This window comes from Jeotgalibacillus sp. JSM ZJ347, assembly GCF_044383825.1.
In the GTDB taxonomy this organism is placed as follows: domain Bacteria; phylum Bacillota; class Bacilli; order Bacillales; family Jeotgalibacillaceae; genus Jeotgalibacillus.
The window spans coordinates 511,504-525,704 of record NZ_JBISEN010000001.1 but is presented as its reverse complement, the minus strand read 5'-3'; the positions used below and the strand labels follow the sequence as shown (position 1 = coordinate 525,704).

General features: G+C 40.7%; 14 protein-coding genes. 2 read left to right on the top strand and 12 right to left on the bottom strand.

What is annotated here, in order from left to right; translation table 11 throughout:
• Nucleotides 1–279 precede the first annotated feature (279 nt).
• Nucleotides 280–642, bottom strand: a complete 363-nt coding sequence (locus tag ACH6CZ_RS02710; RefSeq protein WP_374095881.1) for a YppE family protein — start codon at nucleotides 640–642, stop codon at nucleotides 280–282.
• A 147-nt stretch (nucleotides 643–789) separates the two neighbouring features.
• Here ACH6CZ_RS02710 and recU point away from each other — a divergent pair, with 147 nt between their 5' ends.
• On the top strand, nucleotides 790–1,401 hold the full coding sequence (gene recU / locus ACH6CZ_RS02705; RefSeq protein ID WP_374095880.1) for a Holliday junction resolvase RecU: 612 nt from the start codon (nucleotides 790–792) through the stop codon (nucleotides 1,399–1,401).
• Between the two features lie 17 nt (nucleotides 1,402–1,418).
• A complete protein-coding gene (locus ACH6CZ_RS02700; RefSeq protein WP_374095879.1) occupies nucleotides 1,419–4,100 on the top strand; it encodes a PBP1A family penicillin-binding protein in 2,682 nt (893 codons plus the stop codon).
• 19 nt (nucleotides 4,101–4,119) lie between these two features.
• On the opposite strand, the gene ACH6CZ_RS02695 is transcribed toward ACH6CZ_RS02700, so the two are convergent.
• From ACH6CZ_RS02695 to panB, 11 genes are all read right to left on the bottom strand, one after another.
• On the bottom strand, nucleotides 4,120–4,620 hold the full coding sequence (locus tag ACH6CZ_RS02695; protein WP_374095878.1) for a YpoC family protein: 501 nt from the start codon (nucleotides 4,618–4,620) through the stop codon (nucleotides 4,120–4,122).
• Between the two features lie 2 nt (nucleotides 4,621–4,622).
• Nucleotides 4,623–5,282, bottom strand: coding sequence for an endonuclease III (gene nth, locus ACH6CZ_RS02690; RefSeq protein ID WP_374095877.1), 660 nt, complete (start codon nucleotides 5,280–5,282; stop codon nucleotides 4,623–4,625).
• Nucleotides 5,283–5,296: 14 nt separating this feature from the next.
• Nucleotides 5,297–5,977: a DnaD domain-containing protein gene (locus ACH6CZ_RS02685; RefSeq protein WP_374095876.1), complete on the bottom strand. Its 681-nt coding sequence runs from the start codon at nucleotides 5,975–5,977 to the stop codon at nucleotides 5,297–5,299.
• A gap of 67 nt (nucleotides 5,978–6,044) precedes the next feature.
• Nucleotides 6,045–7,337, bottom strand: a complete 1,293-nt coding sequence (asnS, locus tag ACH6CZ_RS02680) for an asparagine--tRNA ligase (protein WP_374095875.1) — start codon at nucleotides 7,335–7,337, stop codon at nucleotides 6,045–6,047.
• Between the two features lie 77 nt (nucleotides 7,338–7,414).
• The gene (locus tag ACH6CZ_RS02675; RefSeq protein ID WP_374095874.1) at nucleotides 7,415–8,605 is read right to left on the bottom strand and encodes a pyridoxal phosphate-dependent aminotransferase; all 1,191 of its coding nucleotides are present in this window, start codon (nucleotides 8,603–8,605) and stop codon (nucleotides 7,415–7,417) included.
• A 12-nt stretch (nucleotides 8,606–8,617) separates the two neighbouring features.
• Nucleotides 8,618–9,085 carry a hypothetical protein gene (locus ACH6CZ_RS02670; protein ID WP_374095873.1) on the bottom strand — a complete coding sequence of 156 codons (468 nt, stop codon included), beginning with the start codon at nucleotides 9,083–9,085 and terminating at the stop codon, nucleotides 8,618–8,620.
• A 12-nt stretch (nucleotides 9,086–9,097) separates the two neighbouring features.
• Nucleotides 9,098–9,268 carry a YpmA family protein gene (locus tag ACH6CZ_RS02665; protein ID WP_374096506.1) on the bottom strand — a complete coding sequence of 57 codons (171 nt, stop codon included), beginning with the start codon at nucleotides 9,266–9,268 and terminating at the stop codon, nucleotides 9,098–9,100.
• A 55-nt stretch (nucleotides 9,269–9,323) separates the two neighbouring features.
• Nucleotides 9,324–12,086 (bottom strand): ATP-dependent DNA helicase DinG, encoded by a 2,763-nt coding sequence (dinG, locus tag ACH6CZ_RS02660; RefSeq protein WP_374095872.1) that lies wholly within the window; start codon nucleotides 12,084–12,086, stop codon nucleotides 9,324–9,326.
• Between the two features lie 25 nt (nucleotides 12,087–12,111).
• Nucleotides 12,112–12,498, bottom strand: coding sequence for an aspartate 1-decarboxylase (gene panD / locus ACH6CZ_RS02655; protein ID WP_374095871.1), 387 nt, complete (start codon nucleotides 12,496–12,498; stop codon nucleotides 12,112–12,114).
• Complete coding sequence (gene panC / locus ACH6CZ_RS02650) at nucleotides 12,498–13,346, bottom strand: pantoate--beta-alanine ligase (RefSeq protein ID WP_374095870.1); 849 nt, start codon at nucleotides 13,344–13,346, stop codon at nucleotides 12,498–12,500. The genes panD and panC overlap by 1 nt, the downstream gene beginning before the upstream one ends.
• Nucleotides 13,343–14,182: a 3-methyl-2-oxobutanoate hydroxymethyltransferase gene (gene panB / locus ACH6CZ_RS02645; protein WP_374095869.1), complete on the bottom strand. Its 840-nt coding sequence runs from the start codon at nucleotides 14,180–14,182 to the stop codon at nucleotides 13,343–13,345. Before panB ends, panC begins: the two co-directional genes overlap by 4 nt.
• Nucleotides 14,183–14,201: the final 19 nt, after the last annotated feature.

Below are 14,201 nucleotides of genomic sequence, written 5' to 3'. Positions count from 1 at the left end.
CACCTCTGTATACCCATTATACGAACATATATTCCTTAAGGCAACTATGCGCCTTAAGGTCTTATTGCCTTCGTAATTGATAAAATCAGCTGGTTAGCCTGGCTGCACGTGCTGACAAATTGATTACAGGTTGACATAATATTATTAATGTCTACTCTCGGTTTTTTATCTTTTGTTTGCTCGGGTTCCTTAAAGCTGTCGGGATGGTACGGACGACCACAATATGGACAAAAGTACATAGTCATTCCCCTTTTTTAATAACATATGCCTACAGCAGTTCTAATGATCCTCTAAAATCGCACTCAACTGTTCTAATACGTAAAGGCATGATTGTATATAGCTTTTAAAACGTTTATAACTTGTTTCAGGGAAAAAACACTGGACCACAACTAATTCAATATTTTCAGCTGTCGCAGCAATCTGATTCTGATGAATATTTTTCCTAGGCTGCTCAATCAAAAATGCAGATGCTGATTCTTTCCATTCTTTTAAAATTTCATGCGCATCATCTGCGAACGGTTTTACCTCCTGATAAAAATCACCCTTCACTTTTGATTCTCTTCTATTGTTATATTCGTGATCCGCCTGCCTCGTTATATCAATTAACTGGTTTGTTTGTTCTAAAATCTTAGCCGTTTTCAAATGTAACACCTCAATCCTGTTATACTGATAGTTTAACAAACGAATACAAAACTGTAACTTCAATTGATATAAATACGTCTAATGTTCAGACCCGATCAGTTTGACCTGATCATGCTTGTGGTATGATGTTCAGGTGAGGTGTTAAGCATGGAATTTCATTATCCAAATGGGAAAAAATTCAGTCCCGTAAAGAAAAATAAAAGTCTGGTAAAAAAAGAAAAATCTTATTCTCACGGAAAAAGAGGTATGACCCTCGAAGAAGACCTGAATGAAACGAATGAATATTATGTTCATGCAGGAATTGCGGTTATCCATAAAAAGCCGGTGCCGGTTCAGATTGTGAATGTAGATTACCCGAAAAGAAGCGCTGCTGTGATCAAAGAAGCTTATTTTAAGCAGGCTTCCACTACTGACTATAATGGCGTATATAACGGATACTACATCGATTTTGAGGCAAAAGAAACGAGGAACCGTACATCTTTTCCACTACAGAATTTTCACCAGCATCAGCTTGATCATATGAAACAGGTTGCTGCACAAAAGGGAATTGCTTTTGTGATCATCAGATTTTCTATATCTGAAGAAATATTCCTCATGCCTTACAGAGAATTAAATCTCTTTTGGGAGAGGATGTTAAAAGGCGGTAGAAAGTCGATGACCAAAAAAGAAATAGAGGAAACATCTTACTCTATCCCTTTAGGCTTGCACCCCAGAATAGATTATCTTAAAATTATAGATCATTTGCTGATAGAGCTTTGAAAGAGAGGAAATGTTAAATGGCTGATTATAAATCACGCGAAGAAAAAAGGAATGCGCAAAGAAATTCCAAATCGAAAAATAAAAAGAAGAAAAAAGGATCAATTTTTAAAAAGATTTTCATAACCGTATTGATAGTCGGATTAGCCGGCCTTTTATTTGGTGGTGGACTGTTTGCATATTATGCTTCACAGGCACCTGAATTAAATGAAGAAGATTTTATTGATCCGATTACAACAGAGCTGCTTGATGTAAACGGTGACGTGTTTGCAAGAATTGGTGCTGAAAACAGGGAATTCGTATCCTATGATGAAATTCCACCCAAAGTCGAAAATGCAGTCCTGGCAATTGAAGACAACCGCTTTTACGAACATCAGGGCGTTGACTTTTTCCGTTTGATGGGAGCGGTACTTGCTAACATTACTGAAGGTTTTGGTGCTGAAGGAGCGAGTACGCTAACGCAGCAGGTGATCAAGCAGTCTGTCCTGACACCTGAAAAATCTCTTGAGCGAAAAGCACAGGAAGCATGGCTTGCCTATCAGCTCGAGCAGGATTACGAGAAAGAAGAAATCTTTGAGATGTATGTAAATAAAATTTTCTATTCAGATGGGATTTATGGAATCCGCACAGCTTCCCAGTATTATTTCGGTACTGACCTTGCTGACTTGGAAACTCATCAGGCAGCATACTTAGCAGGTCTTCCTCAGCGACCTAATGCTTACAATCTGTATGTAGACCCTGAATTGGCTAAGGAACGCCGTGATACTGTATTGAGACAAATGCATAACCACGGTAAAATTTCTGAAGAGGAAATGAACCAGGCAATTGAAATGGATATTATGGATGGTGTAGTGGATAGAAGTGAAGGGTCAGGTAACCCAAGGCAGCAGCTTTCTGCAGAAGAATCTAAGTATGACGCATTTGTAGATGTTGTCCTTGATGAAATTGAAAACTTAGAAGATGTTAATCCATATGAAGATGGATTGAAGATTAATACAACGCTTGATCCGAATGCACAGACGATCGTTGAAAATACACTTAACAATGGGAATATACAATTTCCAGCAGATATGAATGATGTAATGGCTCAGGCAGGCGTAACTTTACTTGATACTCAAAGCGGCGCCATCAGAGCCATTGGCGGAGGCCGTGGTTATGGTGATGAAGTCCAGCGTGGTTTCAACTATGCAACTGATCAGACACGCCAGCCCGGTTCAGCAATCAAGCCATTGCTCGACTATGCACCTGCAATAGAGTACCTGGACTGGTCTACGGCTCACACAATTGTAGATGAACCATTTGAATATTCAAATGGCTTTGCGCCAAATAACTATGACGGTCAGTTCAAAGGACCGATGACGATGAGAGATGCATTAGCAGATTCACGAAATATTACTGCGATTAAAGCTTATCTGGAAGTTGGTCAGGAACAGGGAACTAAATTCCTGAAAGATCTTGGCTGGGATTTCAAAACAGAAAATTGTGGAGAGGTACTTTGTGAAAGTGCTGCAATTGGAGGAGAGCCTGAAACAAACACGTTAGAAATGGCAGGCGCTTATGCTGCCTTTGGTAATAAAGGTGTTTATAATGAGCCTCATTCTGTAACAAGCATTGAGTTCAGAGACGGTTCTTCTATGGAACTTGAAGCCGAATCAGAAGTTGTCATGAAAGATTCTACAGCTTATATGATGGCTGATATGCTTAAAGACGTACTTGAGCCTGGTGCCACTGGTGAACTTGCTCAGGTGAATGGATTGCCGCTGGCTGGTAAATCTGGAACAACTAACTATCCAAGTGATGTCTTGAATGCAAATAACATCCCGTCTAATGGTGCTCCTGACTCATGGTTTGCAGGATTTACTACACAATACACTGCGGCGGTTTGGCTTGGATATGCATCAAATCAAAATGAAAACTATCTATCTCCTCAGGACCGCTGGGTATCTCAATATCTATTCAGAGATATTATGAGAGGTGTTCATGAAGGAATTGAAACGCCTGATTTCGAGAAACCTGACAGTGTTGTTGAAGTTGAGATTGAAAAAGGAACATCACCTGTTCAACTTGCGAGTGAATACACGCCTAACGATCAGAAGTCAACAGAACTATTTATTCGCGGAACAGAACCGACTTCTGTTTCTGAAGAATACGTAGTGCCTGATCTGCAGGCCCCTTCCAACCTGTCAGCAGCGTATGATAATGAAAGTGGCTCAATCCAGCTGACATGGGATCACAGCCAGGATGAAAATGATGATCGGGAAGTTGAGTTTGAGGTTCTCGTCAGCGTTGATGGCGGTGAAGAACGTGAACTGGCTGTTACTTCACAAAATGGCTTGAATATCGAACAGGTACAGGAAGGTTCATCTTATACATTCACAGTCACAGCGATTGCAGATGAAGAACGAAGCAGCTCAGCAAATACAAATATTGAAATAGCCCGTTCAGAAGATGAGGAACAAGATGAGGAAACTGAAGAAGAATCAGAGGACGATGAAGATTCCGAAGACAATGCCGATGAAAATCAGGATGAACAAAATCCTGAAGAAGGAAATGGTGAAGGTCAGGGTAATGAAGGCGATGGAAATAATGGCTCAGAAGGTAACGGAGAGCAGGATTCCGGCCAGGAAGATAATACTGGTGACGAAAATACTGAACAGCCTTCAGAAGAACCTTCTGATAACACTACAGATTCAGAAGAATAAAAAAGAAAGCGCGGAACGTTTAAATTCCGCGCTTTCTTTTTCTTATTGCAGAAAATTTTGCTGAAGTTTTCAACAGTTCACGAAACATTTCATCAAGTTGTATGAAAGAAAAATATACAGCTGGCCGTTTCATAACAAATGATATTCTTTCCTGGGCGTTCATGATTGAAACTTCAAATTCTTTAATGTCTTGTTCCCATGTTAAAACCGATACATGCTTTTCATTTGTCCAATATAAAAGAGTCAGGAATAATGATAGCCCTTTAACCATCGGGTCATACGTCTGATCGGCATGTCCTTCAAATAATGGCCTCATCTCTGCTGAAAGATCATTCCACTCTTCCTGTATAAGTCCTGTCCACTTCTCAAGTGCTTCCCAGGGCTTTTCGTCATGATGCAGCGCAATTAAATCAGCTGCAAAATACGGGTCAAATTTGCTATCTTCTGATACTTCTATCTCGTGAGTTTGTGATGAATAAAATAAAGTATGCTTATACTGCTCCGGCAGTTTTAAGTTCATCGTCATATCTCCTGCTCCAGTTTCTTTTGCCTTTTTTTCCCTTCACGGCACAGGTGGAGCAAAGGACAATTAACGCAATCAGGCCTTTGAGCTTTACAATGGTAACGGCCGAAAAAAATCATTCTGTGATGCGTTACCGACCATTCGTCTTTGGGGATTTTTTTCATCAGCGTATTTTCCACTTCAAGAACTGAATCTTTCCACCTGCAAATCCCAAGCCTTTTCGATATACGTTCTACATGTGTATCAACAGCGATGGCAGGCCAGTCAAAAGCTACCGACATGACCACATTTGCAGTTTTTCTCCCCACACCTGGTAACGTCGTTAATTCCTTATGATCCGCCGGTATTTCACCATTATAATGCTCGATCAGCCTCTCACACAGATTTCGTATATGTTTAGCTTTATTTCTATATAATCCAATAGACCTGATATCATGTTGTAACTCCTCAAGAGAAACATTCAGATAGTCTTCAGGTGTTTTATACTTTTTAAATAAATCCTTTGTCACTTTATTTACAAGGGCATCTGTACACTGTGCCGATAATAAAACAGCGATGGTTAATTCAAATGCATTATCATGAATTAATTCACAGTGTGCATCAGGGAACATGTTTTCCATTTCATCTAGACATTCTCTGATTTGAGATTTTGTCAGCATCATTTCACTTCCTGTCAGTTCTCCAGCCAATTATAAAAAGGTGCAGGCTCATGAGGTTTTTCAGTTTGAATTTTAGGTTTTCTGAATTGCTCCCCCTGTTTTTTTGCATCCTCCGGGGACTTGATACCTTTCTTTTTCCATTCAAATAAAATACGGTCAATATATCTGAAATTCAGTTTTTCAGATATCACTGCCTCTCTTAACGCAGATTTAACGATTTCCGGTGTATGATGATCCTGATCAATCCACATGGCAAGTGTTTCGCATTCCAGTGGTGATAACGGACGCCCGAATTCCTGTTCAAACATTGTATAAAGATCGGTCTGCATCGCCATTGTCTGCTCAACTGTTTCCTGGAACTGCTCCTGCCCTGCCACTGTCAATATGCAATTCCACAAAGGTTCAAGTGAATAATGCTCCGTTTTTATTTCTTCCTCACCTTCATTAATTTCAAGAAGGTTTTTTTTCACAAGCTTTTGAATAGTTTTCAGACATTCAGAAGAGGTTAATGTCATTCTTTCTGCAATCTCATCCGGCGTTGGAAAAAGGTTGCCTTTATCTATAAATGCATGCAGATGAATCAGAAGCATACTTTCAGTCTCTGTCAGATTCAGTTTTTTATAATATTTTAATAGCATGACTGGAATTGCAGTATATCCTTCTTTGATCCACTTCTGAAGCGGAAGCTGTGTCATTCTGTCCCCTCCTTTCAGGTTGAAAAATGACCGAAAAAGCTTTAATCGCTTATCCGGTCATTTGTCATTAAGGGTATAGTCTATTTAGAAGTCTTGGGAATGGAATCGTTTCTCTTACATGTTCCACACCGCTGATCCATGCTACTGTTCTTTCAAGCCCGAGTCCAAATCCTGAATGAGGTACAGAACCGTATTTTCTAAGTTCTGAGTACCACTGATAAGCTTCTGGTTCAAGATTGTGCTCTTTGATTCTCTGTTCAAGCAACTCAAGATTATGAATACGCTCTGAGCCGCCGATGATTTCCCCGTAACCTTCAGGAGCAATCAGGTCAGCACATAATACGACGTCTTCGTTATTTGCATCAGGCTGCATATAAAATGGTTTTAGACTTGTTGGGTAGTGCGTAATGAATACAGGCTTATCATAGCTTTCAGCAATCGCTGTTTCATGCGGTGCTCCAAGGTCATCTCCCCATTTAATATCGTCAAAGCCTTTTTCATGAAGAAACTTAAGTGCATCATCATACGTAATACGCGGGAATGGTGCTTTGATTTTTTCAAGTACAGAAGTATCTCTACCAAGTCTCTTCAGCTCGAGCTGGCAGTTTTCAAGGACTGACTGAACAACAAATGATACATATTGTTCCTGTACTTCCAGGTTATCTTCAAACTCATAAAAAGCCATCTCAGGTTCGATCATCCAGAACTCGATCAGGTGACGACGGGTTTTAGACTTTTCTGCTCGGAAAGTCGGACCGAATGAAAATACTTTACCAAGTGCCATTGCAGCAGCTTCCATATACAGCTGACCGCTTTGTGAGAGATAAGCATCTTCTTCAAAGTATTTTGTATGGAAAAGCTCTGAAGTACCCTCAGGCGCACTGCCTGTTAAAATAGGCGGATCAACCTTTACAAAGCCTTCTTTATTGAAAAATTCATACGTTGCACGAATGATCTCATTTCTGATTTTCATCACGGCGTGCTGGCGGTTTGAACGAAGCCATAAATGACGGTGATCCATCAGGAATTCAGTACCGTGCTCTTTTGGTGTGATTGGGTAATCAGTTGATTCATGAATGACAGTTAAATCTTTCACGTCCATTTCATAACCAAAAGGAGAACGTGTGTCTTCTTTGATGACACCAGTTACATAAATTGATGATTCCTGTGTTAAAGATTTTGCTTTTTGGAAGATGTCTTCTCCTACTTCAGCTTTCACAACAACTCCCTGAATAAATCCTGTACCATCACGAAGTTGTAAGAAAGCGATCTTTCCGCTTGAACGTTTATTTGCGAGCCATGCGCCTATTGTGACTTCTTCTCCAACGTGGCTGCCGGCTTGAGTTATAGATGTTTTCACTTGATTTCCCTCCAGGAACATTAAAATCTATTGTTTCATCACTAACGTATTATACCCTTGTTAAGTATCTGGTTCAATCAGCGTTTTTTATTTTCAACGTAATCACTGATTCTTGAGAGAGCTTTTTCCAGAGACTCCAGATCAGTTGCATAGGATAACCGGATGTTTTCCGGTGAACCAAAGCCAGACCCTGGGATTACTGCTACATTCGCTTCACTTAACAGGTCTTTTGCAAACTCATCGACAGAATCAAATCCGCAGATTGATGCCGCTTCTTTCACATTCGGAAATAAATAAAATGCTCCCTGCGGTTTAATGCATCTGAAACCAGGGATCTGATTGACCTGATCAAAGACCTTATTCAGGCGGCTTTCAAACGCTGACCGCATTTCTTCCACTGCATCCTGAGGCCCAACATACGCAGCAAGCGCACCAAATTGAGCAGTCGTAGTCGGGTTCGAAGTTGAGTGGCTTGCAAGGTTTGTCATTGCTTTGATCAGGTCCTGTCTGCCTGCAGCATAACCGATTCTCCAGCCGGTCATTGAATGTGACTTTGAGACGCCGTTGACGATCATCGTCTGCTCTTTTAAAGCGGGTGAGATTTCTGCAATTGACGTATGCTCTGTTCCATCATAAAGCAGCTTTTCATAAATCTCATCTGAAACAATTAAAAGGTCTTTTTCAATACATGCCTGTCCAATTGCTTCAAGTTCTTCCTTTGTATAGACCATACCTGTCGGATTGCTGGGTGAGTTAAGAATGACAGCTTTTGTATTTGGACCTGCGGCATTAAGAATCTGATCCGCAGTTACTTTATACTGATTTTCTTCCTTTCCCTCCACAATGACAGGTTTACCACCTGCAAGCTTCACCTGTTCAGGGTAACTTACCCAGTAAGGTGTCGGAATGATCACTTCATCTCCATCATTCAGAATTGCCTGGAATAAACAGTAAAGTACATGCTTTGCTCCGCTGCCGACAAAAACCTCAGAAAGATCATATGTAATATGCTGGTCTCTCTTAAATTTATCTGCTATTGCCTGTTTTAATGCAACAGTACCCGCTGCAGGCGTATACTTTGTTTCGCCGCTTTTCATTGACTGGTAAGCTGCTTCAATGATGTGTTCAGGCGTATTAAAATCCGGTTCCCCAGCCCCTAAGCCGATTACATCTTTACCTGCTGCTTTTAACTCTTTCGCTTTTGCAGTAATTGCTAAAGTAGTTGATGGTGTTAAAGACTTTACTCTGTTTGCTAATAATTCTCTCATGATTTTCACTCCTTATAGATTACGAATCGTTCTCCACCAGTCGCCGCTTTCAAATTTCACATAATAATAATTCAGCAGCTCATCCTCATCTTCATATACAATCTCCCAGACAGGCCCCACTGATTCCATCCCGATTTTAGAAGAAAGAATCTTTTGCGGTTCATCATCACTGTACAGCATTTCAAGAACCTGTTCTTCTGAGATACCATCCTTAAAAGGAATCAGCACAGTGTCAAGCTCGTCGTTCTCCGGATAAAAGAATAATTGATCTGATCCTTCAACGTTACCGGAAACAACATAATAAGCTTCACTGCCATGGTAATGATAGCTGTCTGAAACATCCATCCCAGCTGACCTGGCAGCTTCTTCAGCTACTTCAAGTTCTGTGTTAACCTGTTGCTTTGCAGTGAAAAAAATTAAGGCAAAGCAGATGATAAACACTGCAACGATAGCACTTAACAGGAGTATCCATTTTTTCATATTAACCCTCACTTATGTTCTGTAAATCGTAAAAACTGCTTTTGACTGATCCTGTTGATCCAGTGCAAGACCGAACATCAGATCATCTCTTTTTAAAGAGCGGTTTAGTGCGTCTACAATTTTATATAGATCCTTGGAATGATCTACTGTGACTGTTGAAATGATTTCAATCTTTTCACCCATCAGCTTCACTTCTTTCATCAGTTTTATCATAAACAGTATAACAGGTTTATTCAGTCTACAACCATTCTTCGATGTCAAAGATGCATTCATCCAGACTTTTTTCTTCAACCTTCATTTTTGGAATTGAATCTGTAAAAGCTTTACCATAAGAAGCACTGAGCAGCCGTCTGTCAAACACCATAAAAATACCACGGTCATTTTCATGTCTGATCAGTCTTCCAAATCCCTGCCTGAACCTGAGGACTGCTTTTGGAAGGGATACTTCCTGAAATGGGTTTCTATTGCTTTTTTTTGCACGTTCCCACTGTGCTTTAATCAGCGGCTCATCAGGAGGAGAAAACGGAAGCCTAACCATGACAAGACAGGACAGATCCTCACCCGGAATATCGAGCCCTTCCCAAAAGCTGCTCGTTCCAAATAAAACAGCCTTATCAAATTTACGGAAATTTTTTGAAAGCTTTGACCTGCTACCTGCTGAAATCCCCTGAGCGATTAATACAAAATCCTCCATCTGCTGACTTTCTTTTATCAGTTCATACGTATTGCGGAGCATTTCATGGGAAGTAAAGAGGACTAACATTCTGCCTGACGTCGCTTCAGCAATCACCGCTAGATGTCCTGTAATCCATTCCACATATTCTTCAGGTGACACAGCTTTTATATCCGGCAGATCATTTGGCACCATCAGCCTGACATGGTTCTGATAATCAAAAGGAGATTCATACTTTTTTAAAACAAGCTTCTTTCCTTCAAGACCGGTTGTCTGTAAAAAATGATTAAATGAGTCATTCACTGCAATTGTCGCACTTACAGCTGCAGCAGGACAATCATCATTAAAAAATGCATCCTGAATTTTCAGCTTAAGATCGAGTTCATTTGCTACAATCGTCAGGCTGCCGGGAACTGATCTCAAATCACCTTCTATCCACTTTACATACTCATCCTGTTTTCTGATAAAAAGCATTCTGATCACTTCAATCAGTCTTTCCCATTCCTGAACCAGCGCACCTGCATCCTCAACTGCGGCTTTTTCATTAACAGTCAAATCATTCTTCTTTTTGCCAATGGCTTCAAGCTGTGCGGATAACACTTTCAGGCAGCTTTTCAGCTCGAAAAACAGCCTCTCAAAACTGTATTTTACATGTGTCCAGTCACGTTCAGTTTCATCATTCAAAAGCAGTTTGTGCTTTTGGATACCTTTTTGACGTTTAACATGATTTTTGAAATATTGGCCAAGCTGATAAAAAGATGCATCAGTTTCCTGGTTCAGCCTCTCAAAGCGATCAGGGATAAATCTGTCACATTTCACCTTATATTTTTTCAGAATCAAATGTAGCTTTTCAGATATTCCATCCTCCTGACCGCCAGTCAGTCTTGTGATCGCAAACTTTATTTTCATATAGTCAAGTCTGCTTCCCCATTGATTTCTGCAAGTGTCTTCGAGATGATGTGCCTCATCAATCATTAAAAAATCATACCTCGGAAACGTCTGTACATCTTTGTATTTATCAGCAGCAATCATTGAATGATTCGTAATCACAATGTCTGAATGTTCAGCCTTCATCAGAGAGTAACTGAAAAAATCCCTTTCAGCCCATGGATCCTGGTTTTTATCCAGATACCAGCCGCTATGTCTGATTCTGTTCCAGTACAATAGACTTCCGCCAGAGAGATTCAGCTCATCTATATCGCCTGTTTCAGTTTCAGTCAACCAGGTGAGCAGCTGCATTTTTGCAAGAACAGTATCATATTGGCGATCCAATTCTTTTAAAGACTGCTCGAACTTCAGCATATGAATATAATTGCTTCTTCCTTTAAGAACTGCAGTTGCCACGGAGTCACCGAGCAGCTGGTTTATTTTTTCAGCAGTCATAAGCAGCTGATCCTGCTGCTGGAGTGTCTGTGTTGTAATTAACACTTTTTTACCTTCACGGACCTTTTTAATCGCAGGAATTAATAAACCAAGCGTCTTACCAACACCGGTTCCTGCTTCGATCACTGCGTGAAGCCCCTGATCAAAAGCAGATAAGACATCATGAATCATATTGAGCTGCGCATCCCTTTTCTGATAGCCGGGAACCAGCTCTCTGATAAAGGGCTCAATTTCAAAATCAGTTAATTGACTCTGCTTTTTATAAAACTGTTTTTTCTTCACAGCAATTCCTCTGAAGACTTCCAGCTCTTCCGGGAGATCCGATAAATTTTCTTTCTTTTCGTCTATACAAGCTTCAAAAAAGAGGCTCAGATCGCTTTTTAAAAAGGCAGATTGTTCTGCGAGTTGTTCTACTGTAATTAACGGCAGAGACATCACTTTATTATGTAAGCTGATTAATAATTCAGCAGTTGCAAGCGCATCGCTGTCTGCCTGATGAGGGCGGTCATGGTCAAGTGACAGATTATCGGTCAGATCACCTAGTTTGAAGCTGGCTGCCTCTGGCATCAGTGCACGCGATAACTCAACTGTATCCCAGGTTAGTCCGGAGAATTCCTGATAGCCGGCACTCATTAATTCACCATTTAAAAACGGCAGATCAAATTGAACGTTATGCGCAACAAAAACAGCCCCCTGCAGCATTTCCTGGATGCGGGGAGCAATCATGTCAAAATCAGGTGCATCTTTAATATCTTTATCTGATATACCGGTAAGTTCAGTGATAAAAGCAGGAATTGGCTGCACTGGATTTACAAATGATGAATATGTCTCTGTAATCTGCATGTCTTCAATCAGAACGACCGCAATCTGAATCATGCGGTCGCCTCTTCTGTATGAATTTCCTGTTGTTTCAATATCCACCACTGCAATTTTTTCTGATCTCATACCTCTCACAGCCTTTATACGATTTCTATCCCATCACTGTTGCTTCAGGTTCATGATGGATCATCTCAGTAATCTCATTATGCTCATTCATAATTGCCACTTTAGGCTGGTGGTGTCTGGCAGCTTCGTTTTCAACCATCATATATGAAATGACGATAATCACGTCACCTTCCTGGACTAACCTTGCTGCTGCGCCGTTTACACACATGACCCCACTGCCACGCTTACCTTTAATAATATATGTTTCAAAACGTGCCCCATTATTGTTGTTTACAATTTGAACTTTTTCATTAGGATACATGCCGACTGCATCTAAAATGTCTTCATCAATCGTGATGCTGCCAACATAATTTAAGTTTGCTTCTGTTACTCTTGCTCTATGGATTTTTCCACTCATCATCGTTCTGAACATCATGATTCCTCCTCAGTCGTAAATATGATATTGTCGATTAATCTGGCGCGCTCGAACTTCACAGCTGCAGCTATAATCAGACGGGTATCTGACTCAGAAGGGACTTTCAGTTCCGGATAGGTCAGAATTTCAATATAATCAATTTCACCGCTGACTGTTATAAGCGCTTGTCTAAAGTGCTCAATCGCCGCATTTCTGCCATTTCTTTTATAGATATCAGAACTTGCATTTAAAGCCTGATAAATGGCAGGGGCTTCTTTCCGTTCTACTTCATTCAGATATACATTTCTTGAACTCTTTGCGAGTCCATCTTCTTCCCGGACAGTCTCAACGGGAATGATTTCAGTCGGGAAATGAAGGCTTTTCGTAAGACCCTCAACAACTGCAACCTGCTGCGCGTCTTTTTGTCCGAAAAAGCTTTTATCTGGATCTACAATATTAAATAAAATTGATAAAACAGTTACCACGCCATCAAAATGTCCGGGCCTTGAAGCGCCGCAGAGTACTTCGGTACGGTCAACTGCTTTTACCTTTACAGACGGTTCTGTTGGGTAGAGCTCTTTTACATCAGGATAAAAGAGCATGTCCACACCCGCTTTTTCTGCAAGCAGTGTATCTCTTTTTGGATCTCTCGGATATCTTTCAAAGTCTTCACCGGGTCCAAACTGTAAAGGGTTAACGAAAATACTCATGACAGTAATATCACATTGTCTGACTGATTGATCAACTAATGATAAATGACCTTCGTGCAAATAACCCATTGTTGGAACGAACCCAATCGTTTTATCCTGTTTTTTTAAATCTTGAATGATATTCTTCATTTCCTTTGCAGAGCTGACTGTAATCACGACTTCGTTCCCCCATAGAGTGAAATCTTTTCCTCTTCTTTCAGGTTAAACGAATGTGATTCAGCCGGGAATTCCTGATTTTTCACTTCTTTGTTATACTGTCTGATTGCATGAATAATGTCCGGATAAACTTCCGTATATTTTTTTACAAATTTAGGGACGCGATGATCACCATATCCAATCAGGTCATGGAAGACCAGTACCTGTCCATCTGATTGAACCCCTGCACCGATTCCTACAGTCGGGATCTGACATTCTGCAGACACTTTCTCAGTGATCTGTTGCGGGATACACTCTAGCACAACTGAAAATGCACCTGCGCGTTCACAATCGAGTGCATCATTGATCAGCTGTTTCCCCTGCGCTGCAGTTTTAGCCTGAACTTTAAAACCACCAAGTACGCCTGCACTCTGTGGAGTTAATCCTAAGTGCGCCATTACAGGGATACCACTTTCAACCAGCGCTTCAATCATTGGCAGGACATTTCCTGCTCCTTCAACTTTAACAGCATCGGCACCTGATTCCTGCATAATCCGTGCACCAGCCTTAAGCGTCTCTTCCCGCGATAAGTGATACGTCATAAATGGCATATCCACTACTACAAATGTATTTTTCGCGCCACGTCTGACCGCTTTTGCGTGATGAATCATATCTTCTATTGTGACCGGAACTGTTGAATCATACCCAAGTACAACCATGCCAAGAGAATCACCAACAAGGATCATATCCGTCTCAGCCTGTTCTGCCGCTTTAGCAGATGGGTAATCATACGCAGTTACCATTGTAATTTTCTCACCGTTTTGTTTCATTTTCAAAAAATCTGCTGTTGTTTTCATGTTTTCTCCTCCTTTGTTT

Bases quoted from the DNA above. Each gene is read 5' to 3' on its own strand.
- ACH6CZ_RS02670 (WP_374095873.1), bottom strand. From the start codon at position 9,085: ATGAAAAAATGGATACTCCTGTTAAGTGCTATCGTTGCAGTGTTTATC.
- panD (WP_374095871.1), bottom strand. From the start codon at position 12,498: ATGTTCAGAACGATGATGAGTGGAAAAATCCATAGAGCAAGAGTAACA.
- recU (WP_374095880.1), top strand. From the start codon at position 790: ATGGAATTTCATTATCCAAATGGGAAAAAATTCAGTCCCGTAAAGAAA.
- dinG (WP_374095872.1), bottom strand. From the start codon at position 12,086: ATGAGATCAGAAAAAATTGCAGTGGTGGATATTGAAACAACAGGAAAT.
- panB (WP_374095869.1), bottom strand. From the start codon at position 14,182: ATGAAAACAACAGCAGATTTTTTGAAAATGAAACAAAACGGTGAGAAA.
- ACH6CZ_RS02700 (WP_374095879.1), top strand. From the start codon at position 1,419: ATGGCTGATTATAAATCACGCGAAGAAAAAAGGAATGCGCAAAGAAAT.
- ACH6CZ_RS02675 (WP_374095874.1), bottom strand. From the start codon at position 8,605: ATGAGAGAATTATTAGCAAACAGAGTAAAGTCTTTAACACCATCAACT.
- ACH6CZ_RS02685 (WP_374095876.1), bottom strand. From the start codon at position 5,977: ATGACACAGCTTCCGCTTCAGAAGTGGATCAAAGAAGGATATACTGCA.
- ACH6CZ_RS02665 (WP_374096506.1), bottom strand. From the start codon at position 9,268: ATGGGTGAAAAGATTGAAATCATTTCAACAGTCACAGTAGATCATTCC.
- ACH6CZ_RS02695 (WP_374095878.1), bottom strand. From the start codon at position 4,620: ATGAACTTAAAACTGCCGGAGCAGTATAAGCATACTTTATTTTATTCA.
- nth (WP_374095877.1), bottom strand. From the start codon at position 5,282: ATGCTGACAAAATCTCAAATCAGAGAATGTCTAGATGAAATGGAAAAC.